Origin of the sequence: Martinezella tropici (assembly GCF_008370325.1) — a bacterium.
Classification (GTDB): Bacteria; Pseudomonadota; Alphaproteobacteria; order Rhizobiales; family Rhizobiaceae; genus Rhizobium; species Rhizobium tropici_B.
The window spans coordinates 424,582-445,198 of record NZ_VNIP01000003.1 but is presented as its reverse complement, the minus strand read 5'-3'; the positions used below and the strand labels follow the sequence as shown (position 1 = coordinate 445,198).

The 20,617-nt window shown below is 60.0% G+C and carries 16 protein-coding genes and 1 pseudogene; 8 read left to right on the top strand and 9 right to left on the bottom strand.

The annotated features are described in order from the left end of the window. Window positions 1-26: 26 nt before the first annotated feature. Window positions 27-1,229 (bottom strand): multidrug effflux MFS transporter, encoded by a 1,203-nt coding sequence (locus tag FP026_RS04905; protein ID WP_149633497.1) that lies wholly within the window; start codon window positions 1,227-1,229, stop codon window positions 27-29. Window positions 1,230-1,559: 330 nt separating this feature from the next. Here FP026_RS04905 and FP026_RS04900 point away from each other — a divergent pair, with 330 nt between their 5' ends. Both FP026_RS04900 and FP026_RS04895 read left to right on the top strand, forming a co-directional pair. After that, entirely contained in the window at window positions 1,560-2,105 is a 546-nt protein-coding gene (locus FP026_RS04900; protein ID WP_432444089.1) for a TetR/AcrR family transcriptional regulator, read from the top strand. 136 nt (window positions 2,106-2,241) lie between these two features. Continuing rightward, window positions 2,242-2,370: pseudogene (locus FP026_RS04895) on the top strand (3,4-dihydroxy-2-butanone-4-phosphate synthase); the annotation flags it as partial. 53 nt (window positions 2,371-2,423) lie between these two features. Here FP026_RS04895 and FP026_RS04890 read toward each other — a convergent pair. Beyond that, window positions 2,424-2,852 carry a DoxX family protein gene (locus FP026_RS04890; RefSeq protein WP_188112498.1) on the bottom strand — a complete coding sequence of 143 codons (429 nt, stop codon included), beginning with the start codon at window positions 2,850-2,852 and terminating at the stop codon, window positions 2,424-2,426. A gap of 217 nt (window positions 2,853-3,069) precedes the next feature. After that, window positions 3,070-4,221 carry an ROK family transcriptional regulator gene (locus FP026_RS04885; RefSeq protein ID WP_149633493.1) on the bottom strand — a complete coding sequence of 384 codons (1,152 nt, stop codon included), beginning with the start codon at window positions 4,219-4,221 and terminating at the stop codon, window positions 3,070-3,072. 261 nt (window positions 4,222-4,482) lie between these two features. Here FP026_RS04885 and FP026_RS04880 point away from each other — a divergent pair, with 261 nt between their 5' ends. Beyond that, a complete protein-coding gene (locus FP026_RS04880) occupies window positions 4,483-5,514 on the top strand; it encodes a helix-turn-helix transcriptional regulator (protein WP_149633492.1) in 1,032 nt (343 codons plus the stop codon). Window positions 5,515-5,562: 48 nt separating this feature from the next. Here the strand turns inward: FP026_RS04880 and FP026_RS04875 are convergent, their stop codons facing one another. The 3 genes from FP026_RS04875 to FP026_RS04865 all read right to left on the bottom strand — a co-directional run bounded on the left by FP026_RS04875 (window position 5,563) and on the right by FP026_RS04865 (window position 9,935). Next, window positions 5,563-7,884: a putative bifunctional diguanylate cyclase/phosphodiesterase gene (locus FP026_RS04875; protein ID WP_246665237.1), complete on the bottom strand. Its 2,322-nt coding sequence runs from the start codon at window positions 7,882-7,884 to the stop codon at window positions 5,563-5,565. Between the two features lie 65 nt (window positions 7,885-7,949). After that, window positions 7,950-8,411 carry a hypothetical protein gene (locus tag FP026_RS04870; protein ID WP_149633491.1) on the bottom strand — a complete coding sequence of 154 codons (462 nt, stop codon included), beginning with the start codon at window positions 8,409-8,411 and terminating at the stop codon, window positions 7,950-7,952. A gap of 381 nt (window positions 8,412-8,792) precedes the next feature. Next, the gene (locus tag FP026_RS04865) at window positions 8,793-9,935 is read right to left on the bottom strand and encodes an NAD(P)/FAD-dependent oxidoreductase (protein ID WP_149633490.1); all 1,143 of its coding nucleotides are present in this window, start codon (window positions 9,933-9,935) and stop codon (window positions 8,793-8,795) included. A gap of 212 nt (window positions 9,936-10,147) precedes the next feature. On the opposite strand from FP026_RS04865, the gene FP026_RS04860 reads away from it, so the two are divergent. The 4 genes from FP026_RS04860 to FP026_RS04845 are packed head-to-tail and all read left to right on the top strand — an operon-like array spanning window position 10,148 to window position 15,911. Beyond that, window positions 10,148-12,229 (top strand): hydantoinase/oxoprolinase family protein, encoded by a 2,082-nt coding sequence (locus tag FP026_RS04860; RefSeq protein ID WP_149633489.1) that lies wholly within the window; start codon window positions 10,148-10,150, stop codon window positions 12,227-12,229. Window positions 12,230-12,235: 6 nt separating this feature from the next. Further along, window positions 12,236-14,224, top strand: a complete 1,989-nt coding sequence (locus FP026_RS04855; RefSeq protein ID WP_149633488.1) for a hydantoinase B/oxoprolinase family protein — start codon at window positions 12,236-12,238, stop codon at window positions 14,222-14,224. Next, a complete protein-coding gene (locus FP026_RS04850; protein WP_149633487.1) occupies window positions 14,221-14,544 on the top strand; it encodes a (2Fe-2S)-binding protein in 324 nt (107 codons plus the stop codon). Before FP026_RS04855 ends, FP026_RS04850 begins: the two co-directional genes overlap by 4 nt. After that, window positions 14,541-15,911, top strand: a complete 1,371-nt coding sequence (locus FP026_RS04845) for an NAD(P)/FAD-dependent oxidoreductase (protein ID WP_149633486.1) — start codon at window positions 14,541-14,543, stop codon at window positions 15,909-15,911. The genes FP026_RS04850 and FP026_RS04845 overlap by 4 nt, the downstream gene beginning before the upstream one ends. Window positions 15,912-15,942: 31 nt before the next feature. Here the strand turns inward: FP026_RS04845 and FP026_RS04840 are convergent, their stop codons facing one another. Together FP026_RS04840 and FP026_RS04835 are read right to left on the bottom strand one after the other, a co-directional pair. Further along, complete coding sequence (locus FP026_RS04840) at window positions 15,943-16,851, bottom strand: LysR family transcriptional regulator (RefSeq protein WP_149633485.1); 909 nt, start codon at window positions 16,849-16,851, stop codon at window positions 15,943-15,945. Window positions 16,852-16,910: 59 nt separating this feature from the next. After that, the gene (locus FP026_RS04835) at window positions 16,911-18,236 is read right to left on the bottom strand and encodes an NAD(P)/FAD-dependent oxidoreductase (protein ID WP_149633484.1); all 1,326 of its coding nucleotides are present in this window, start codon (window positions 18,234-18,236) and stop codon (window positions 16,911-16,913) included. A 225-nt stretch (window positions 18,237-18,461) separates the two neighbouring features. On the opposite strand from FP026_RS04835, the gene FP026_RS04830 reads away from it, so the two are divergent. Further along, window positions 18,462-18,938, top strand: coding sequence for an Lrp/AsnC family transcriptional regulator (locus FP026_RS04830; protein ID WP_007536030.1), 477 nt, complete (start codon window positions 18,462-18,464; stop codon window positions 18,936-18,938). A gap of 22 nt (window positions 18,939-18,960) precedes the next feature. On the opposite strand, the gene FP026_RS04825 is transcribed toward FP026_RS04830, so the two are convergent. Continuing rightward, window positions 18,961-20,616 carry an ABC transporter ATP-binding protein gene (locus FP026_RS04825; RefSeq protein WP_149633483.1) on the bottom strand — a complete coding sequence of 552 codons (1,656 nt, stop codon included), beginning with the start codon at window positions 20,614-20,616 and terminating at the stop codon, window positions 18,961-18,963. Window position 20,617 lies beyond the last annotated feature (1 nt).

The following is a 20,617-nucleotide window of genomic DNA, read 5'->3' as shown; positions in this document are numbered from 1 at the left end:
TTGGTCATGCTCATGGGGGATGGGTTCTATTCCGCCGCCGCTTCGGCTACTCGTCGGCGGGCAACGGTCGCCTGCGTCAGCAGTAGGGCGGCAACAGCGCATAGCGCGATGCCGGCAACCATGGGCAAAGGCGTGCCGTCGAAAAACAAGGCGGCGATGACCATGGCGACAGCTGCCGTGACGAATTGCAGCGTTCCCATCAGCGCCGAGGCTGTGCCGGCGATTTCACCGTGATCCTCCAGCGCCAGCACCGCAGTCGTCGGGATGACCAAGCCGAGGAAGCCGTAGCCGACGAAGAGCAACACCGCCAGCACAGGCAACTGGCTGAAGCCGAGGCTCATGACGATCGCCAGCGCCGCCATGGTGGTGGCAAAGGCCGTGATCGCGATCCGCATGACCCGAACCAGCCCGAAACGCTCGCCCAGCCAGCCAGTGAGCTGCGACACGGCGAAGAAGGAGACGGCATTGATCGAGAAGGCAAGGCTGTATTGCGTCGGTGTCAAATGGTAATGGTCGATCAACACGAAGGGCGAGTTGGCGAGATAAACCAGAAAGCTTGAAATGCCGAGACCGCCGATGAAGGTCAGCGTCAGGAAATTGCGGTCGCCAAGTAGCAGACGGTAAGCGGCCATGGCGCTGCGAAGGCCGCTTTCCGAGCGCTCATCCTTCGTCCGGGTTTCCTCGAGCTGCGTGGACAGCAGGATAAGGCCGATGCCGGCCGCAGCCGTCACCGCCCAGAACACGCCGCGCCAGCCATAGAAGGCAATAACCGCACTGCCTGTCAGCGGCGCGAGAATCGGCGAGATGCTGAACACCAGCATCAGCAGCGACATCAGCCGCGCCGCCTGCACGCCGGTGTGCATGTCGCGCACAATGGCGCGCGGCACCACCATGCCGGCGGCCCCGCCGATGCCCTGCAGGAAACGGAAGGCGATCAGCGTCTCGATATTACTGGCCATGGCGGCACCGACACTTGCCACCGCGAAGAGGCCGATGCCGATGTAGAGCGGCGCCTTGCGGCCCCACATGTCCGACAGCGGCCCATAGAGAAGCTGAAAGACGGCGAATGGAATGAAAAAGAACAGCAGGCTGAGCTGAACGACATTATTTTCCGCCGCAAGGTCCCTGCCAATCGAGGGCAGAGCGGGGAGATACATGTCGATTGCAAACGGACCGATGGCCGAAAGCAGGCCGAGGATGATCGCATAGCGAAGGAAAGACGTCGTCATGATGATCTTTCAAAAAGTTCCGAGTGCAAAAGCCGGATTGCCGTCGCACCGCATCTCCCTCGAAGGGAGTGAAATCCATGTTCCCACCGGAAAGCCGTGCGATCTTGGGAGGAAAACGGCCAGAATTGGGCTTTAACAATTTCGTCCATTTTTTTGGACACAAGCGTCAAATTAGACGCTATTGTCCAAATCGTCAATGCGCATTATCTTCATTTCATGAACAGCCGGAACACTGTTGCCTTGCAGGCAAGATCTACAAGACCCGCCCAATGCCTGAAACGCGTCCCCATCCTCGATGCAGCGGTCGAAGTCTTCTGCCGGGAGGGTTTTTTGGGCGCGAGCATCGACGAAATCGCGGCGCGGGCCTGCGTCTCCCGGCAGACCATCTACAATCACTACCGCGAGAAGGAGACGCTGTTCATCGCAGTCGTCGCCGACGTGACCGCGCGGGCCAATGCTGCCGTCTTTGCTGCATTTGCCGCCTTTCCCGACAGGCCGGAGAAGCTGCGGGAAGATCTGATCGCTTTCGCGGTCAATTTGAACCGTAACTGCCTCTACAATCAGGACGGCAAGTTCCTGCGCAAGCTCATCCAGTCCGAAGCCTCTCGCTATCCTCACCTCTTTGAAGCCTGGCGTGAGCAGGGCCCCTGCAAGATCGGCACGGCACTCGGCGCCATCTTTGCCCGCCTCCACCATCAAGGCCTCCTCAAGGTTCCCGACTGCGACGTTGCCGCCCGTCAGTTCACCGCGTTGACCAATGCCGACTTGCAGATGACGACTCTGTTCGGCGAAACGCCGACCGAACTGGAAATCGAGGTTGCCGCACGACAGGGCGTGGACATGTTCCTGCGAGGCTATGGCGCTCATACCTGCTGATTTGCACGGAGGGGGGCCTTGTTGCAAAGATTGCGTTGATATCCCGAAAAGACTGTCGGGAACGGCCTTCGGAAGAAATGTCGATACGGCGAGCGGCTTTATTTCAGCGAGATAACCCCGAGGCAACATCCGGAAGAACGACGACGGTATGATGGCCCGGCTGCCGGAGCTCGAAATATTTGCAGAACGACGTGGTCTGCTTTTGGTTACGATCGAGGATTTGATCGCCTATCGATTGGCGAACATGCCGGAAAAAGCGGCCTGACGATTGGGACCGCTTCGCAAACCGGCATGTTATTCTTCGTTGAGTACGAAGGATTACTCGGTTTCTCGGCCCAGCCGGCCTACCGTGGCGGCAAGCACGCTCCCCGGCCCATGCACGGCTGCGAAGAGCAGGCCGGCCACGAAAACAAAGTGATCGACGAAGGAGCCGAATTCGGCTTGATTACCCGCCCAGTGCGACGGACCGTGGAATGAGAATCCGAGGAAGATGACATAGACGGCTGCGATAATCGCCGCCGGGGTGAAGAAAGCACCGCTGAGGAAGGCTACGACCAGCAGCGCCTCAAGGACCGCTGCACACCAGGCCAGGAACAGCGGCAACGGGAAGCCGGCGGCGGCGATGTAGCCGGCGGTCGCGCCCATGTCCATGAACTTGAATGAGACAGCCATCAGGAAGACGGCCGCGAAGATCAGGCGGGCGATAAGAATAGCGGCGGTCTGCCAGGTCGATTGAGTATTTTCCACGATGTTCCTCCGGTTTGAAAGCGGTTGATACTCCAAAGACGGCCGACCGAAGGAAACTCCGACAGGGGACGGAAATTTTTTTGAGCTGTCCATCGTTGGAGGCGCCTCGCTTCATGAGCGCCGGTAAACTACTGACATTGGGCTGCGCACTTAGGGCATTGCGCAATATTCGGGTGGATCGCTTTGAATATCGTGCGATATCGCCGCGAGGAGGCCATCACAACACCGTCTCGAACAAGGGGACCAATGCCGCGCCGATCGCACCGGGGGAATCGGTCATCTCTGCTACGGTGAGCTTAGGCACGTCTCGCAACGCGCCGTGGCGAGGCAGATTGTTGATCTCAGTCCGTTCGATCATCATCCTCGCCAGCCGATGCGGAAGCTCGCCGCCGAGCACGATCAAAGCGGGGTCGAATACCGCACAGATCGCGTTGATGGCGCGATTATGTGCCGGCATCACGCGATCGACCCATTCGGCGACGTCATCCCAATTCAGCAGCTCCTCGCGTTTGAGATCCCGCAGGGTCAGATCGGGATACCCTTTGGTGCGAAGGTGTTCGAGTAAGACACCAAGCGCCGGGCGGTCGCCATAGCCTTGACGTTCGAAGAGAACCGAAAATTCGCCGGCATTGCCGAAACTGCCGCGAAACGGCATGCCTCCGGAAACCAGGCCGCCGCCATAACCATGAAGATGCGCGATATAGGCGAAGTCCGGAGCATCGCGACCGACGCCAAAGATCGCCTCCGCCAGGGCCGCGGTCCTGGCAACATTATCAGCCCAAACCGGCAAGCCAAGCTGCTTGCCAACGATCGGCGCCAGGTCGATCAATGACCAATGAGCCAGCGGCAGCGGACAATTGAAGGCTGTTTCCAGCATGCGGTGGCCAGAGACTGCCAAGCCCACACCGAGGATATCGCTGCGCTTGGCGCGTCGGCGAATAAGAAGGTCTTCGAGCGCGGCTTCGATTCGGTCCAATTCTGCCGGAAGCGAGAAGCCCGTCTGTGGAATTTCCACCTTTTCCAGAGGCTCTCCGAAACCCATGAGGCAAAGGCCGATCGAGCCGACATTCACTGAGATTCCGAGTGTCAAGCACCAGTCTTTGCACAGCGTCAGTCCAGGGCTTGGCGGTCCGGGACGCCGGGCTTCCGATGTGGAAAAGACAATCATGCCTCGATCATGCAGCCGCCCGACAATTCGATGCAGGGATTGCTGAGTGAGGTCGAGCGGCTCGGTCAGCTCGGAACGCTCAATTCCGGGAGACTTCCAGATCAGCCGCAGCAGGTCCCGTTCGTTCCGGGAAGCTACGCGTGGAGGTTGAAGATCCCGCAAAAAATGGACGGCAACATGGTCTAGCGGATTATACTTCATTTTCTGACCATTTTAATTTACACTATAAGTGTGAATCTTTTGAGGGCGCCTTGTTTTTGTCAAGCTGAGAAACCCGATCCCTGATTTGCCGGTCCTGCTTACTTCATCAAGATCGACCCGGCCAGCGGAGATCGCGCCAATCCCGCCCGACAAAAGAGGCAGCATCGGAGCATTCGGGGCGTCATATCGGTGGTGCGACAATCTCAGGCGAGATGCGGTACGCGAATGACGAGTAGACAAGGGGAGTAAGAGCCAAGCTGCATGGTATCGTTGAGCTTCGACAACGTTGCGCGCTCTCATGACGCGTCACTTTATGATTTCGCGCCAACCCATAAGGGCAGTGATTTCGAGTCGATGGTCGAGGCGTTTTCAGGAGCCTACGGCGTCTTTGCCGCCAAGCCATTGGGTAAGGACCGGGGTTTTGCCTGGGCGGCGGATCTGAGACGAAGCGGGCCTCTTACAGCGGTCCACTCGGCATATGAAAGTTCCTGGGAAGTCCAGACGCTCGACGAAACCCCTCAACATCTTGGGCTTTACATACCTCGCGCGGGTTCGCTCCAGCTGAGCATTGGAAGAAGGGTCGCCGAAGGTGGTGCGGGGCACATTCTCATGGCGAACAACCATGAGGCTCGCGATCGCTTGCTTCAGGGCGAGCCGCATAGCCTGGACGCTCTCGTGCTGGACTGGACAATCGTCAAGCGAATGCTGGCTTCGCTTCTGGAAACGCCGATCCTCGAATCGTTGGATCTGGAGCCCGTTCTCGATCTTGCAACACCCGCCGGCCAGCTCATCGGCAACCTGGTACAAACGATCATCCAGGGCATGCGCAATGACGGGCCGCTCTTATCCTCCCCACTTGCCGTGTCGGCTATGAGCGAAACGCTTGCCGACCTCGTCATCAGATTTGGCCAGCATCGTCTTTCCTGCCATTTGAACAAGGACAAGGTGTCGATGGTCGCGCCGTGGCATGTGCGCCGTGCCATAGACTATATGCACGCCAATATCACCGAGCCCTTCACCATATCGATGGTGGCTGATGATGTCGGAGTTTCGCTACGTGCCCTGCAGATGGGGTTCAAGGCATTCAGAAAAACGTCGCCGGGCGCCTATCTGCGCACTATCAGACTGAAAGCTGCGCGCGATCAATTGCGCGACCCATTGAATCGGCAATCCGTTCGTGAAGTTTGCGCGACATGGGGTTTCTTTCATCCGGGCAGGTTCTCCATTATCTATCGCAGCACGTTCGGAGAGAGCCCAAGCGATACGCGCGCGAAAGCGGTGGGGCTGCGTTAACAGCTTTATCTGCCGGGGGATGCTTATCGTTCTCTTTTGGCGGAAGGGCTAGGCATCCGAGAAGACTTTTGTGCCTGCCGCAGCCGCGTTGAGAGCCATGACGGCATCGGCATCTTTCTGGCTCGGCTCCGGATGACCAAAGAAATAACCCTGGACCTCGCTGCATCCTTCGGTCACAACGCATTGAAGATGCGCTTCCGTCTCGACACCCTCGGCGACGGTCGTGACACCAAGCCGCTTGCCCAGATCGGCAATTGCCCGGACGACAGCGGCAGATTCCGGCCGCCTCACGGCATCCCTCACGAATGAACCATCGATCTTGATCTTGTCGAAGGGGAAGGCTCGCAGATGGGTGAGGGACGAGTAGCCGGTTCCAAAATCGTCCAGGGCCACGCGAACCCCCAAGTCATGTATACGCCGCAGATCTCCAATGCCCCCGTGCTCATCGTGGAAGATCGCTGTTTCGGTCACCTCGATTTCGAGCCGTTCCGGCGACAGGCCGGAAGAGGCCAGGGCCGACAACACCGTGGAGACGATCGTGTTCTTGCCGAGCTGGGAGGCCGATACATTGACGGCCACGCGCGCACCATCCTCCCATTGGACGGCATCCCGACAGGCTGTCTTCAGGACGAACTCGCCAAGCTGTTCGATCAATCCGTTCTGCTCTGCGACTGGAATGAATTCCACAGGTGAGATCCAGCCCCTTTGCGGGTGATGCCAGCGGATCAATGCTTCGCGTGCCGTGACCTTGTTGCTGTTGATATCGACGATCGGCTGATAGAAGACGAACAATCCCCGGCCGTCCCGCAAGGACGCCCGCAGTGTCGTTTGAAGCCGTATGCTTTCCTGGATGCGATTTTCCATCTCTTCGGAAAACACCTTGTATGCGCCCTTGCCGGCAGCCTTTGCCGCGTAAAGGGCGATGTCGGCCCGTGCGAGCAAAGCTTCTCCCGTTTCCCCATGCATTGGCGCGTGCACAATGCCGATCGATGCGCCGATTTGAACCTGGTTTGCCTGGTCGAGATCAAACGGCACGGAGAGCGCATCGATGATCCGGCCGGCCAGCTGCGCCACCCCCAAGGGGTCGGCATATGGAACAAGAACGGCAAATTCGTCGCCGCCGAGCCGGCCAATCGTCATGGCCGGCGCTGCGCAAATGGCGCGCAGCCGATCGGCGACCGCTTTCAGCAGGGCGTCGCCGACACGATGACCTTTGGTATCGTTGACTAGCTTGAAGCCGTCGAGATCTATGAATAATAGCGAGGAACCATGTTCCGCCTTGCCGAGGCTTGCGTCAAATTGCGCATTGAACGTGGTGCGGTTGGCGAGCCCTGTCAGCGTGTCGTAATGCGCGAGCTGGCGTATGCGTCCCTCGGCTTCCACTTCCTTGGTGACGATTGCCCAGCTGAGCATCGGCCCCAGAAAGCTTCCGTCATCGGCGGTGATTGCCGAAATCCTGAGATCGAGCACTTCCGGTCCGAGCTTGATACGGGCATTGTGAGGCAGATTTGCCGGATCCGCGAGAATGCGGCGTTGGTGCTCCGGATTCCTATGGAAAACATCGATCGAGGTGCCAAGCAGCTCGTCTGCCTTGATCGGCAGTAGATGCTCGATCTTGCGAATGAGGTGTTTGGAGGTCTCGTTGGCGTAGTTGATGATCAGCGTCTCGGGCTCAACCGTCATCACGGCGACAGGCATGTCATCGATCATCCGCAGTAGACGGCTTTGCGCCTCCTCGCGTCGATGCGCTTCCGTCTGCGTATTCACCATGCGCGCAAAGTCGCGATAATTGATGTTGAGGATGACGAGCATGCCAATCGATACCAACGCGATGTTGATCGCAGTCGCAATGAAGGTTGGCTGTTCGGTCGCACAGAAGAAGATGATGAAGGCGCCATTGACGATTGCGGTTACGGTGATTGCCGCCGAGCGAAGATGCATTAGGCAGAAGATGCAGGAGATCACCGTGATGGCCATATAAAAGGCCAGGTGCGAACGGGTATATGCATCGCCATAGGGAAAGAGCAGGAACGACCAGGCAGTAAAGGTAAAAGCGATTGCGAAAGCAAGCCGATTGGTTCGCCTTAGAGCATGCAGCGCGACCTTCGGGGTTGGATCCATGTGACGTGACCGCCACCAATGGCGGACGCGGAATATGGATGCCAATGTGAGGACAACAGGAGCTCCAATCGTCAGCCAAGTCGGCGCAATCATCATGTGCGTCGCGGCAACCGCCCAAGTGCTCGACATCAGTATGAAATACATCATCGGCATCTGGCGTGAGAAAGCGCGATATTGCGCTTTCAACAGCTCCGGATTGTCGACCGGTACCGCCATAAATCGCCGAACCCTGTCGAACATCTGCCACATGGAGGCGCCCTTTCCATGTATTCCAAATTGTCTATGCGCCGTCTCGCCTATGCGTTGCGGGACAGTCATGGATACAACAATTTACTGATTGATAAAGCCACGCGACCGCAGGCGGCTGCGAAGAACCACCCGAACATCAGCGTCAACCATCCAGGATTGAGTTGCACCAGCGAGTTGCCGAACTCTCGGGTTCCAGCGTTCAGGCAGTAAGAGACGGTAGCCAAACTCATCACGACCCAAGCAATCCATGACAGATTGAACATGAACCCGATTTTATTTCGCTGTTCTTCCCGCCGTTGCAAAAGAACAAGGCCGATTATGGGAATACTCGCGCCCATCAAGACCAAGGGCGTCCATGAGGGAGAGAATGCATGTGGAAAGCAAGCCATCAAGAAGGCGGCGGCTGCAATAGGCCCAAGAAATATGAGGGGTGCGCCAAACAGCGATGTAGACAGGCTGCTTGTCAAACTATTCGAGTTACCAACTTCCGATAGCAATACTTCCGCATTCTTATCTGCGCTCTTCACGTGCTTCCCCGATGGTTGTAAATTCTTGTTGTTACGTGATCATCCCTTCCGAATAGCTTTTAGAGTGGTTGTGAAATGTTAATGATCTATTGGTGTTCCCCGAACCCATAGCGCAGGGTCGTCACTCGATCGGATTGTTGCGTTACTTGGATATCTATTGCGCAAAATGCGGGTCTAAGCCGGAGCGATGTCGATAGTTGAATCTCGAGAACGACTTTGTTGTCGTTCTGATTGCTGAGATCCGGACAAGGCGTGGTCATACGCATGAACTATGCTTTTTCACGCTTCAACGGAAATGGGAATATTGACATCCACAATGCGCATCCTATCCGGATGATGCAGAAAATTACGCATCGTCCGACCTGATCGTGAAATCTCCAGCTAAGTTGAAGGCCCGGTCAAGCACCCGCGATTCGGCTTTGCGAAGCGCTCGACGCGGAAATCTTGCAATGGGATATCCGTTCGGCCCGTTGCCATGATTTCGGCCATGACGTCGCCGACACCGGGTCCGAGTTGAAAGCCGTGGCCGGAAAAGCCGAATGCGTGGAACAGCCCCGCTGTCGTCGACGACGGCCCCATCACCGGGAGACCGTCTTCGACATAGCCCTCGCAACCCGACCAGGTACGGATCACGGCGACCTCTTTCAGCGCCGGCAAAATCGGCAGCAGCGAACGAAGCTGGCCCGGTAAGCGAGTCGGGTCCGCCTTGGCATATCCGGTATCGAGTGGAACGTCGGTGCGCTCGGCACCGCCACCGAAGACGATGTTGCCCCGTTCCACCTGCCGCAGGTAACCGCCGCCGTGATCATGCGCCCAGACGCCGACGACCGGGAGAATGCGATGGGGGAGAGGTTCGGTCACTCCCATTTGCGGACCTCTGGCTGTAATCGGGACCGTCTCTCCGAACAGGCCCGCGACGCGCGCACCCCAGGCACCCGTCGTGTTCAGTAACATCGAGGCCTCATGCGAGCCCTTCGACGTTTCGACCTGAAATCCGTAGTCACGTCTTCTAATGGCCCCGATGCCGACATTTTCGACGATGGCAGCCCCCAGCTTTTGGGCAGCGCTTGCGAAAGCCGGCGCAATAAGACGCGGGTTGCCGCTTCCATCGTTCGGGGAAAAGGATGCGGCAATCGCGTCGGGGCCAAGGCCGGGAAAGCGCGACCGCACTTCCTTTGCGGTCAGCTCTTCCAGTTGCAGTCCCCACGGTCGAGCCTCCTTGATGAAGGATCGCATCGCCGCAAGCCCTTCCTGGCTGAACACCAGCCGCAGGTGGCCGGTTGCGCGGAATTCCACGTCGCGCCCGAGCATGGCCTCGGCCTGTCCCCACAGGGCAAGCGAGCGGTCAGCAAGCGGCAATTGCGGAATATACCGGCCGCTTCGCCTGATGTTGCCGAATGACGCCACCGTGGCGCCGCTCCCGACCCGATTGCGTTCGATAAGCGTCACGCGGATGCCGCGCCGGGCGAGAAAAAAGGCGGAGGCGGCTCCCATGAGCCCGCCGCCCAGCACGATAGCATCCATTGAGGATCTCCAGAGACTGAAAACAATCTCCACCTTGTCCGAGCCGGCTTGCCGCTGTCAAAGTCGGGATCACGCTGCGCCTATAAGTCCGGCCTATGGGTGTTGCCGATCGGCAGAGCATAAGTCCGGCTTATGACCTTTGGCATTTTCGCTCTTGGACCTTGCCGATCCGTCCATGCCAGTTTCGTGACAGGCAAAGGAAAGGAACGAATATGGCGGACACGACAGGGCAAACTCGAGGGGCTTCGCAGCAGGATTGGAAGATCGGCGTCGATATCGGCGGCACCTTCATCGATTTCTGCGCGCTGGAAAGCCGCTCCGGTCGCGTTGCGTCGCTAAAAGTGCTGACGACGCCCGATGATCCGGGCGCGGAATTGATGACCGGGCTTTCGTTGCTTGCCAAGCGCGAGGGATTGGAGCCGGAGGCAATCAGTCGCTTCGTTCACGGCACCACAGTCGGTATCAATACCGTCATCCAGAGGCGCGGTGTGTCGCTCGCGCTCCTGACGAATGCCGGTTTCGAAGATGTCATCGAACTCGCCCGGCTGCGAATGCCTGACGTCTATTCTCTCTTCTGCTCGCGGCCGGAACAGCTGATCGCACGCGACATGATCTTCGGCATTCCCGCGCGGTTGCGGGCCGATGGCAGCGAAGCGCAGGCGCCGGATATGAAGGCGGTTACCGCGGCCGTGGCGGCAGCAAGGGCGAAGGGTGCGGCGGGCATCATCATATCCTTTCTGCATTCCTGGCGCGACGACGCTCAGGAAACGGCGGTCAAGAACGAAATCGAAAAGCTCGCACCCGATCTCTTCGTTTTCACGTCCTCGGAAGTGTGGCCGGTCATTCGCGAATACGAGCGGACGACGACGGCGATCCTCAATGGCTATGTCCATCCGAGGGTTTCGGGTTATCTAACGGCTCTCGAAGACAAGCTCACATCGCGCGGAGTGAAGGCGCCGGCCCTGCTAACGAAATCGAACGGCGGCGTGATGAATGCGGCGGAAGGAAAGCGTTCCTGCGTCCAGATGCTGCTTTCCGGCACGGCCTCGGGCGTGATCGGCGCCGCCTGGCTGGCGCGCCTGGCCGGTGAGAAGCATGTTCTCACCCTCGACATCGGCGGCACCTCGGCAGACTTCGCGTTGATCATCGATGGCGAGCCGCAATTCGGGACGGGCGAATTGATCGGCGAGTTCCCGCTTCACATTCCCTCGGTTTCGGTGAGCTCCATCGGCATCGGCGGCGGTTCCATTGCGAGCATCGACGCCCATGGCGTCCTGCGGGTAGGGCCGGAATCGGCCGGCTCGACGCCCGGTCCCGCCTGTTATGGCCGGGGTGGCGCGCAGGCGACCGTGACCGATGCCATGGCCGTCTGCGGCTGGTTGGGGCACAGCGAGATGGCCTACGGTCAGCTACGGATCGATGCCGGGCTGGCGCGTGCAGCCGTCGCAAAACTTGCCGAGCGTATCGGGCGCTCGGTTGAAGAGGTGTCACAGGCCATTCTCGATATTGCGATCTCGGAGATGTTCGTCGAGGTGGAAAAGCTGGCATCGCGGGCCGGAGTCGATTTGCGGGAGTTTACCCTCATGCCGTTCGGCGGTGGCGGCCCCATGCTGGGCGCGTTCCTCGCTCGCGAATTTCGCATGGCGAAGGTCATCGGGCCACCGCGTCCGGGGGTGGTATCGGCTCTCGGCGGTCTGGTCGCAGATCTGCGCGGTGACTTTATCAAAACGGTCTTCACGCATCTGTCGCCGGAAGCCGTGTCGTTGCTGCGCGATGCTTCGGAGGCGCTGTCGGCCGAAGGGCGAAGCTGGCTCATCAAGCAGGGGCACGAAGGACCTGCCGAACTGCGGATCTCCGCCGACATGCGCTATGTCGGCCAAAGCTTTGAAATCGAGGTTCCGCTGCGAGCGGCCTGGGTGGCGGAAGGCGATCTTGCCGCAATGGAAGAGGCGTTCCATGCCATGCACGCCCGTCTCTATGATTTTGCCGACCCGGACGGCAAGATCGAGATCGTCAATCTCCGTCTGTCTGCCATCGGCGCCGGACCGGCGTTGCGGACGACCGTCGACCTCGAGGAGATTGCCGGCATGGCCGAACCCGAGCGCGAAATACCGGTCTATACCGGCAAGGCGTTCGAATGGATCGGACTATACCGGCGGGACCAGTTGCATCCAGGCGGGCGCTTCAGCGGCCCTGCCGTCGTGGCCCAGGATGACACGACCTTCGCCATTCCGGCCGGCACACAGGTAACGATCGACCGCCACCTGAACCTTCATCTCACCTTTTCGGAGTAACGGCCCATGTTTGACCGTTCGAACCTTCAAGTGTTTGCCAACCATACCAGGGCTGCCGCCGAAAACATGGCCTATACGCTGCAGCGGACGGCCCATTCGGCCTTCGTCAAAGAGACGGAGGATTTCACCGTTATGCTGATCAATCGCAAGGGTGAAACCTTCGGCGTTCCGATGGGTCTTGGCGCAACATGGTATCCGGGACTTACCTATACCCGGGCCATCGAAATGATCGGGGACTACAAGCCGGGCGACGTTGCTTTTACCAACGATCCCTATTCCTGCTTCGTGGCCACGCACGCACCGGATACGCACCTTTGGAAGCCCGTTTTTTATGACGGCGAGATCATCGCCTGGACCGGCGGGCATATCCACAACACCGACATGGGCGGTGCCGTACCGGCCTCCCTGTCACGCGCGTTGACGGAGATACACCAGGAAGGCATTCGCTTTCCGCCGATGAAGCTGGTCAACGAAGGTGTCTTCGACGACGACATCCTGGAAATCATGGCTACGAATGTCCGCAAACCCGATCTCAACATCGGCGACATCAAGGCGCTGGTCGGTGCGCTCAACACCGGTGAGCGCAAGATCCTGGCCATGGTCGAGAAATTCGGCAAGCAGGCATTTCTCGAAGGCACAGAGGTGCTTCTGGATCACGCCGAAGCGCAGGCGCGTGATCTCCTGCGGACAATGCCGGATGGCACTTGGGAATTCGCCGATTATGCCGACGAGGATTCCGTCGAGGCCAATCCTTGCCGCCTGAAGCTGACGCTGACGATCAGGGGCGATGAGGCGATCCTCGATTTTACCGGATCCGATCCGCAGCTCGGCTCGTCGCTGAACGTTCCGTCGGGCGGCGATCCGCGCCACACCATGCTGCTGGTCGGCGTCTATTACATTCTCTACACGCTGAACCCCAAGATCCTGCTCAACACGGGGCTGACCCGCCCCTTCACCTGCATTGCGCCGCAAGGGAGCGTTCTCAATCCGGTATCACCGGCGGCTGTCGGCATGCGTTCGCTGACCTGCGCGCGCTTGCGGTCCGTGATCTTCGGCGCCTTCTGTCAGGCGGTTCCCGAATTGCTGCCTGCGGCACCGGCCGGCAATAATTGCATCGTCAACGTCATGACCACGGACGAACGGACGGGCCGCAGCGTAATCGCCGCCGTCAATCCGGTGGTCGGCGGCGGCGGCGGGATGCCGCATCGTGACGGAACCAACGGTTCGGGTGCCGATGCCGCCTATTTGAAGAACACGCCGATCGAAATCACGGAAACAGAAGTGCCGATCGAGTTCGTCAAATACGGGCTTGCCAAAGACAGCGGTGGTGCTGGCCGTTGGCGTGGGGGCCTTGCGACCGAAATGGCGTTCCGCGTGTTCGCGCCCGGAAGCCGTATCACGGCCCGCAACCGCGACCGCAGTTTCTTCCGTCCCTGGGGGCTGCTCGGCGGCAAGGCGGCGGGGCTGTCCGACATGGTGCTGAACCCGGGGCGTGAGGATTATCGCCGGCTCGGCAATATCGATACCGCCGTCCTGCAGCCGGGAGACGTGCTTGAGATCCGCTCGGCCGGAGGCGGCGGTCGCGGAAATCCGCTTGAGCGCGAGGCCTGGCGTGTGCTGCAGGATGTGGAGCGCGGCTATGTTTCCCTTGATGCCGCCGAGCGCGATTACGGCGTGGTCATCCGTGACGGCAAAGTGGATGAAGCCGAAACGTCCCGTCTCAGGGCATCGCGCACGGGTCCGACTGCCCACTTCCATTACGGCGCGGAGCGAGACGGTTACGAGGCACAGTGGACACCCACTGCCTACAACCTGCTCACGGATATTCTAGCCTGTCTTCCGATCCACTGGCGGTTCTTCACCAAGACGGAGATTTTTCGCCGAATGAAGGGACGTGCCGGACGTGAGGGCGTTGCTGCGGCTTTTGCCGATGTTCGCGCCCGGTTCCCGGAAATGCCTGAGGTTCGTCTTCCGGTCAAAGAGGCGGCCGAATGAGCAAGGGTCAGCGTCCGGCTGGAGAAGTGGGGCGTATCGTCCGCCTCGCCGAGAAAGGTCGGCAACCCGTCCGCTTCCTGCTTGACAGCATGGAACGGGAAGCCTTGGTCGGCGATACGGTGTTGACGGCGATGCTGACATTCTCGCCGGTTCTTCGGCAATCCGAATTCGGGCCGGAAGGGCGGGCGGGCTTCTGCCTGATGGGCGCTTGCCAGGACTGCTGGGTCTGGCAACAGGATGGAACCCACCTGCGCGCCTGTTCGACCCTCGTCGGCAACGGCATGTCCCTGATGACCCAGGCGCCGGGAGATTGGCCATGACGGTGGCGAATGACCAGAAGGCAACGGTGATTGTCGGGGCAGGTCCGGCGGGCATACGCGCAGCCGAGCTTCTGGTGGCCGCCGGTATCCGGCCCGTCGTCATCGATGAGGGGATGAGGGCGGGCGGCCAGATATATCGTCGTCCCCCGGAGGGTTTTACGCGGTCGGCCGAGCAGCTCTATGGATCGGAGGCCGGCAAAGCCCTTGCCCTTCATTCTCTCTTCGATCGCATGGTGGCGCGCGGAGAGGTCGACTACCATCCGCAAAGCTCAGCGATGGCGCTCGCCGCCAATATGCTGCAGGTGCTGACGCCAGCCGGTCGCCGGGAGTTCGTCTATGACCGGCTGATACTCGCAACCGGTGCGACCGACCGTCTGGTGCCGGTATCCGGCTGGCAGGCGCCCGGCGTCTACAGTCTCGGAGCCGCGCAGATCGCGCTGAAGGCGCAAGGCATCGCCTTGGGGCAAAGGATCGTTCTGGCGGGTTCCGGGCCGCTGCTGACCCTCGTTGCGATCCAGCTTCTGAAGGCTGGAGCGAATGTTGCGGCCGTTCTCGATACCTCTTCCGTTCGAAACCAGATCCTTGCCCTTCCAGGCATGATGGCAAGGCCGGTCCTGGTCCTGCGGGGCCTGGCGATGCGGATGAAACTCGGCCTGATATATCGCGCGGGTGTGACGCTGACGGATATCATTAGCGACGAGACCGGACCGGCCGCCGTTCGCTGGCGGGATGCTGGCGGGCTCGACCACCACACCGAATGCGATATGGTCGGCATTGGTTGGCATTTGAGGGCCGAAACCCAACTTGCCGGCCTAGCCCAATGCAGGTTCGATTACGATCCGGGCTGGGCCCAATGGCTGCCGCAGGCGGATCGAATGGGCCGGTCTGCCGATGGCGTCTATCTTGCCGGGGACGGGCTGCGAATCCTTGGCGCCGATGGCGCGGAAGTTGCAGGACGGCTTGCCGCAAGCGCCTGCCTTGCCGATATGGGATTACCTTATCCTAATCCGGCACGGGATCTCCGGCGGCTCGCCCGCTACGAACGCTTTGCTCGCGCCATCGCCCGCGCCTTTCCCTGGCCCGCCGGCATGGTCCGCTCCGTTTCCGATGAAACGATGGTTTGCCGTTGCGAAGGCATCAGCGCCGGCGATCTGCGTGAAAGCGTCGACTATGCCGGAAGTGAGGCAAACCGGGTGAAGTCAATGGTGCGCGTGGGTATGGGACGATGCCAGGGACGGTTTTGTCAGCTCGCCGGCGCCGAACTGATTGCGGAGCGTGCGGGAATCCCCGTCTGCGAGGTCGGTCGCCTGCGTGAGCAGGCGCCTGTTCGTCCGCTGCCGATCGGACCCTGGATCAATGAGAAGTGACCAGGCTCGCTTTGATCATATGGGCGCGATTTTACTCCGGCACGGCGTCGCCATCCTTCAGCACGCCGGCACAGGCCTGGCGCAGATAGTCGCGCATCGTAAGATGGCTGCCCGTCAAGGGGCGGTCCCGGCTGGTCAAAAGCGCGATTGGTACCGTCTTTCGCGGCAGCAGCGGCCGGCGCACGAGACCGGGAAACTGTTCCCACGGCAGGAGGCCATCCACGATTGCGACACCAAAGCCATTGCGGACAAAAGGCAAGGCGGTAATGGAGATATCGATCTCGATCGCGGGATTGAATGACTGATTTTCGGTTGCCGCGGCATTGGCAAGCAGCTGGCCAGGGAAGGTGTCGGCGCGGTAGGAAATCAGGGTCTCGTTCTGAAGATCGGCGAAGGTTATACTGTCGCGCGCGGCAAGATGGTGCCCTTCCGGCACGATGCAGATGAGTTCGGCATATCCGAGCGTTTCGACATCGATGCCGGGGCGCGCAATGTTGTTCATGACGATGCCGAGCGGGGCATCGCCATTGCGGATCATGTCCACGACATTGATCAGCGGCGCGATCAGCGAGCGGACGACGATATCCGGATAGGTGGTCCTGAAGGCGAGAAGTGCCTTGGGAACGATCGACATGGCAGGCGGCGTTGTTGCGGCGATCCTGATCAACCCCGTCCGCCCGAAGCGCATGTCGGTCGTTCGGCGCCGAAGCGCGCCGAGCTCGGAAAAGATGCGCTCGGCCTCCGGATATAGTTCTTCGGCCTCGCGTGTGGGGACCAGCTTGCCGCGCACGCGGTTGAAGAGTTTGAACCCCAGCTGGTCTTCGGCATGCAGCAAGATCTGGCTCAGCGCCGGCTGCGTAATATTGAGCATGGCGGCAGCGCCGGTCACCGTTCCAGATCGCATGAGCATGCAGAAGACTTCGAGCTGACGGGCCTGCATCAAGAAATTCCGTGTTGTCTGGTTCGGTTGTCGGCGAAGTCTAGCACGGACGGTCTATTTCAGAAGTCGGCGACCTTGCCCCATGCGGATTGCAGGAAGCGGTCGGGATGATAGGGTTTCGCGTCGACTATCGGCGCGGCACCGGTGACGATATCGGCGATCAGGTGGCCGGCTCCCGGTCCGATGCCGAAGCCGTGACCGCTGAAACCGGCGGCCAGCACAAAGCCTGGTATGGTTGCGATCTCGCCTATGCCGGGCACGCCATCCGGCGTCGAATCGATGTAGCCGGCCCAGCTTGCGGTAATGCGGCGGCTTGCGATGGCAGGCAGCAATTCGACCGCGCGGTCATAGGTAAGCTGGATCGTGCCTCTGTCGACCGCCGGATCGAGGATGCGCATCCGCTCCATCGGTGTCGGCCGATCCAGGCGCCAGCGCGACAGGTTTTCATGGCCGCTGCGAAAGCCCTCGAACCCGCCCAGGGAAAGTGCGCGCCAGCGGCGAATGAACATCGGCAGAAACTGAGCCCCGAACCGCATGTTTTGTGGCGTGGGATCGACGCGGCCACGCCCGCTGATCGCCAGCGTATGGCCGCCGTCGCCTCTGCGCGTCACCGAAACATACGCGGTATGAAGAGCATCCGGGAGCTCGCCGTCGCCGGCGCTGACCGATAGGATCGATGAACGGATCGACGCCTGCGGGAAGCGGACGCCGAGCTGGCGGCAGAAGGACGAGGCCCAGGCGCCGCCGGACAGGATGGCAATCCTGGTCCTGATCGTGCCTTCCTCGGTAACGATGGCGGAGAGCTTTCCGCCTTCGGTTTCTATGCCGCGCGCTGCGCAGTTCTGGCGCAGGCAGCCGCCCAGCTTCATCAGGGCGCGAGCGACCGCCGGAGCGGCATTGGCCGGATCGGCAATGCCATCCGTCGGCGAAAAGACGCCGCCCTTCCAGCTGCGTCCGGTTGCCTTGCCGCGCTCGCTGGCTTGAGCGCCGTCGAGCATATGCGTGGTAACGCCGACACCGCGGGCAAAGTCGCGCCAGCGAGCCCATCCGGCAAGCTCCTCCTCGCGATTGCTCAGATAGAAGAGGCCGCAGCGGCGAAAACCGGTGTTCTCCCCGGTTTCCGCAGCGAATTGGTCCCAGAGCTCGAGGCTTTTCGTTGCCATCGGCAGCTCGCGGGCGTCGCGGTTCTGCTGCCTGCACCAGCCCCAGTTTCGACTGGATTGTTCGGCACCGACGCGGCCCTTTTCGAGGAGAACGACTTTGAGGCCCCGTTTCGCCAGATAATAGGCCGTAAAAACGCCGACAATCCCGGCTCCGATGACGACGACATCGGCAGAGGCCGGCAATTCGGGAGAGTTTTCGACAAGGGTGAGCGGTGCAGGCATGGATGCGGGTCTCCTATCGAGCCGACAGCATAGCGAAATGATCGGACATGAAGCTGCCGCACAACCGCGCCACGCGGCATAAGATTCTGCTCATGACGAACCAAGCGGCTGATTGTGCCGGCTCGGTTCATGCAGAATGAAATAGACAAGATGGACCATGGTGTTATGCTCGATCTTGGAGAATTCGCAGCATAAAATGCTGCCTCATATGGGAAAGATTTGCCGATGAAGCTCGACCGTATCGACATCAAGATCCTGTACGAACTTCAGAAGAACGGCCGCATCACCAATGTCGAATTGGCGGAGCTGGTCAACCTGTCGCCGAGCCCCTGTCTGATGCGGGTCAAGAAGCTGCAGCAGGAAGGCTATATCGAGGGATATTCGGCCCAGATCAATATCGGCAAACTGGGCCAGACACTGACCGTGTTTACGGAAGTCACGCTCAAGAACCACCGGCAGATCGACTTCGCACGCTTCCTCTCGGCGGTGGAGAAGGTCGATCAGGTGGTCGAATGCCACCTCGTCTCAGGTGGCTACGACTATATGCTGAAGTTCGTAACGGCCGGTATCGGAGAATACCAGACGATCATGGAACGCCTGACCGACATGGATATCGGCATCGACAAGTATTTCAGCTTCGTGGTGCTCAAGTCGCCGATCGTCAAGGCGCACATGCCGCTGACCAGTCTGTTTCCCATGTAACGAGTGTCTCAGCTATTTCCAGCTAGCCATGGCCATATTCACGCTTGAGTTCCGGATCCTGGACGAGATTGTCCAGCCAGGTCGGATCAAGCTTCGGAACGGATCCGAACAACAGCTGGGAATAGGGGTGGCGGGGCGCATTTGCGGCTTCGCGCGTAATCTGTTCAACTTTTTTGCCGTCATACATCACGACGATCTCGTCGCAGATCGCTTCGACAACCGACAGGTCGTGGCTGATGAAGATGTAGGACAAATGCAGTTCACGCTGCAGTTCCTTGAGCAGGTCGATGATCGCCGCCGCAACGACAGTGTCGAGAGCGGATGTGATTTCATCGCAAATGATCAGGCGCGGCTCGGCGGCAAGCGCGCGGGCGAAATTCACGCGCTGCTTCTGACCACCTGACAATTCCGACGGATAGCGATAGCGAAGAGCACGCGGCAATCGCACCATGTCGAGCAATTCGTCGACCCTGGCCTCCCGAGCCTTGCGATCCATCCCATGATAGAAGGCCAGGGGCCGCTCGAGAATATCGGCGATCGATTTTGCTGGATTGAGTGCCGTATCGGCATATTGAAAGACGATCTGCATCTCCCGCAGCTGATCGCGCGAGCGCAATTTCGCGGCGCGGTTCATGTCGCTGCCGTTGAAGCCGATGGTGCCGGCCACCGCAGGCAATATACCGGCGATCGCACGCGCCAGCGTTGATTTTCCGCATCCGGATTCGCCGATAATGCCGAGATTTCTACCCTTCTCCACCGCAAGGCTCACGGATTGAACCGCGCAGACCGCCGGTAGGCCGTTGGCCTGGATATCGCCATAGCCCGCCACGAGATTGTCGATCCTCAGCACAGATGCAGCCGCCCCGCCTGTTTTGCTGTCGCGAATGGCCTGTTTCGGCTCGAAGGCTGCCAGCAGCTCGCGCGTATAGGGATGGCTCGGCCGGGCAAGAATTGTTTCCGTCCCCGCCAGTTCCTGGATTTCACCGCCCTTCAGTACAGCGATGCGATCGGCGATCTGGGCGACGACCGCCAGATCGTGCGAAACATAGACGCCGGCAATATCGCCGGCACGGATGACGGATTTGAACGCCTTCAGCACGTCGATCTGCGTCGTCACGTCGAGTGCGGTGGTCGGTTCATCGAAAATGACCAGCTTGGGCTCGCCGATCAGGGCCATGGCCGCTGCCAGCCGCTGCAACTGGCCGCCGGAAACCTGATGCGGATATCGCTCGCCGATCGTCTCCGGATTCGGCAGCGATAGCGCGCGGAAAAGCTCGATCGCGCGCTGGCGCGCTTGTTCGGGAGCCATCAGCCGGTGAATGCGGGTGACCTCGATCACCTGCTCCATGATCTTCGTCGCCGGGTTGAAGGCGGCCGCCGCGCTTTGCGGAATATAGGCGACCGTTGTGCCGCGGACCTTCGAGCGTTCGCTTTCGGAGAGGGCGGCCATGTCCTGCCCATCGACTTCGATCGTACCGCCGGAGATGCGACAGCCCTCGCGTGCATGTCCCATAAGCGTCAGCGCGATTGTCGTCTTGCCCGAGCCGCTTTCACCGATGAGTGCGACAATCTCGCCCTTGGCGATATTGAAGCTGACGCCCTTGATGATCTCGACGATGCGACCGGAGTCGGTCGTCGCCTCGACCTTCAGATTCTTGATTTCAACGAGATTGGCCATC

What these genes read in the sequence shown, in the direction of transcription:
- FP026_RS04905 (WP_149633497.1), bottom strand. Translation starts at nt 1,229, where the DNA reads ATGACGACGTCTTTCCTTCGCTATGCGATCATCCTCGGCCTGCTTTCG.
- FP026_RS04885 (WP_149633493.1), bottom strand. Translation starts at nt 4,221, where the DNA reads ATGAAGTATAATCCGCTAGACCATGTTGCCGTCCATTTTTTGCGGGAT.
- FP026_RS04880 (WP_149633492.1), top strand. Translation starts at nt 4,483, where the DNA reads ATGGTATCGTTGAGCTTCGACAACGTTGCGCGCTCTCATGACGCGTCA.
- FP026_RS04875 (WP_246665237.1), bottom strand. Translation starts at nt 7,884, where the DNA reads ATGTGGCAGATGTTCGACAGGGTTCGGCGATTTATGGCGGTACCGGTC.
- FP026_RS04865 (WP_149633490.1), bottom strand. Translation starts at nt 9,935, where the DNA reads ATGGATGCTATCGTGCTGGGCGGCGGGCTCATGGGAGCCGCCTCCGCC.
- FP026_RS04860 (WP_149633489.1), top strand. Translation starts at nt 10,148, where the DNA reads ATGGCGGACACGACAGGGCAAACTCGAGGGGCTTCGCAGCAGGATTGG.
- FP026_RS04855 (WP_149633488.1), top strand. Translation starts at nt 12,236, where the DNA reads ATGTTTGACCGTTCGAACCTTCAAGTGTTTGCCAACCATACCAGGGCT.
- FP026_RS04850 (WP_149633487.1), top strand. Translation starts at nt 14,221, where the DNA reads ATGAGCAAGGGTCAGCGTCCGGCTGGAGAAGTGGGGCGTATCGTCCGC.
- FP026_RS04845 (WP_149633486.1), top strand. Translation starts at nt 14,541, where the DNA reads ATGACGGTGGCGAATGACCAGAAGGCAACGGTGATTGTCGGGGCAGGT.
- FP026_RS04840 (WP_149633485.1), bottom strand. Translation starts at nt 16,851, where the DNA reads ATGCAGGCCCGTCAGCTCGAAGTCTTCTGCATGCTCATGCGATCTGGA.
- FP026_RS04835 (WP_149633484.1), bottom strand. Translation starts at nt 18,236, where the DNA reads ATGCCTGCACCGCTCACCCTTGTCGAAAACTCTCCCGAATTGCCGGCC.
- FP026_RS04830 (WP_007536030.1), top strand. Translation starts at nt 18,462, where the DNA reads ATGAAGCTCGACCGTATCGACATCAAGATCCTGTACGAACTTCAGAAG.
- FP026_RS04825 (WP_149633483.1), bottom strand. Translation starts at nt 20,616, where the DNA reads ATGGCCAATCTCGTTGAAATCAAGAATCTGAAGGTCGAGGCGACGACC.